General features: G+C 64.4%; 1 protein-coding gene. It reads left to right on the forward strand.

Annotated features, from left to right (window positions below; translation table 11 throughout):
• A partial coding sequence (locus tag ACFTWF_RS45010) for an amino acid adenylation domain-containing protein (protein WP_378467530.1) occupies positions 1 to 2,028 on the forward strand: 2,028 nt, incomplete at its 3' end.

Consider the following 2,028-nt stretch of genomic DNA (forward strand, 5'->3'; position numbering starts at 1 on the left):
TTGCTGAATCCGGCTCGTTCGACGGCCTATCATCCGTTCTTTCAGGTGTCGTTTGCGATGCAGAACACTGCTTTTCCCGAGGTCGAGTTCCCCGGGGTGGTGTGGGAGGTGGTGCCGGCGCCGACGGGGACGTCGCGTTTCGATTTGTCGTTCACTCTCACCCCCGACGGGGAGCAGGGTCTGGCGGGGGTGGTCGAGTATGCGAGTGACCTGTTCGACCGGGCCACGGTGGAGTCCGTCGCGGCCCGGTATGTGCGTTTGGTGAAGTTGGTCGTGGCGGATCCGCGGGGGCGGATCGAGGGGTACGAGATCCTCGAGCCCGACGAGCGGGAGTTGGTACTCCGGACGTGGAACGATCCCACAACACCCTTCTCGGAGACCACGCTCGTGGAACTGTTCGAGCGACAAGTGACTGCGACACCCGACGCCGCAGCGGTGACCTTCTCCGACCGGAGCTGGACATACCGAGAAATCAATACACAAGCAAACCGGCTCGCGCACTATCTGATCGGTGCCGGGGTCGGCCCAGAAACCTTGGTGGCCGTCGCATTGGAGCGTTCGGTCGAGTTGGTCGTAGCGTTGTTGGCGGTGCTCAAGGCCGGCGGCAGCTACCTGCCGATGGACCCGAACTATCCCAGTGCTCGTGCCGGGACAATTCTCGCCGACGCAGCTCCGCAGCTGATCCTGTCCGACTCGGTCACCGTAGCCACACTGCCCGACAACGACTTGGACCGGATACTGCTCGATGCGGACCTGGACCTCGACAATACTGAATCCGTCGTTGCGCGTCGCGCTGATCACGATCCCGTCGACAGCGATCGGATCAGCCCGTTGAGACCCGGTTCTGCGGCGTACGTGATGTATACCTCGGGCTCGACAGGTGTTCCGAAGGGCATCACCGTGAGCCACCGAAGCGTGGTGTCGCTGTTCGCCGGCACCGCCGACCGTGTGGGTGTAGACGCAACGGATGTGATTGTGTGGTCCCACTCGGTGGCGTTCGATTTTTCCGTGTGGGAGTTGTGGGGTGCGCTGGTCCGCGGGGGGCGAGTGGTGGTGGCGCAATGGGACGTGGTGCGCTCACCGATCGAGTTGTGGGAGTTGGTGGTTCGGCAACACGTGACCGTTCTCGGTCAGACGCCGTCGGCGTTCTACGAGTTCGTCGAGGTCGAGCACGAGGACCCGGTGGTGGGGACCGGTTCGGTGTTGCGAACGGTGGTGCTCGGAGGAGAGGTGCTGGATCCCACCAGGTTGCGCGGCTGGCGTCCGGACGAGGACTCCCTCCATCTGCACGTGCGGATCGTCAATGGGTACGGACCGACCGAGACGACGGTCTTCGCGGCCATGTACTCGCTACCCGAATCTCGAAGTGATCGTGATCTGGTGAGTGTGCCGATCGGCGATGCAGTGGCCGGCATGCGGGTGTTCGTGCTGGGTGCTGGGTTGGTGCCGGTTCCGGTGGGGGTGGTCGGGGAGCTGTATATCGCCGGGGTGCAGTTGGCTCGCGGTTATCTGGGTCGGTCGGGGTTGACGGCGGAGCGGTTCGTGGCATGTCCGTTCGGGGCGGTGGGTGCCCGAATGTACAGATCCGGCGACCTGGTGCGATGGAGGCCTGACGGTGTCCTCGAGTACATGGGACGCGCAGACGAGCAGGTGAAGGTGCGGGGGTTCCGGGTGGAGCCCGGGGAGATCGAAGCGGTGCTCCTGTCGCATCCCGCCGTGTCGCAGGCAGTGGTGATCGCGCGAGAAACCGTTCTCGGCGCCGGGTTGGTGGGGTATGCGGTTCTCGATTCCGAGACCGGTACCGACTCCGTGGGGTTGCGAGAATTCGTGATGAGGCGGCTGCCGGAGTACATGGTGCCGTCGGTGGTCATGGTGGTGGATCGGTTGCCGTTGACGGCGAACGGGAAGTTGGATCGGAAGGCGTTGCCGGTACCGGAGTTCGCGGGGAGGGTGTTCCGTGCGCCGCGGTCGCCGGTCGAGGAGACGCTGGCGTCGCTCTACGGTGACGTGCTCGGTGTTCCGCGGGTG

This window comes from Rhodococcus sp. NPDC056960, from assembly GCF_042674125.1.
Taxonomy (GTDB): domain Bacteria; phylum Actinomycetota; class Actinomycetes; order Mycobacteriales; family Mycobacteriaceae; genus Rhodococcus_F.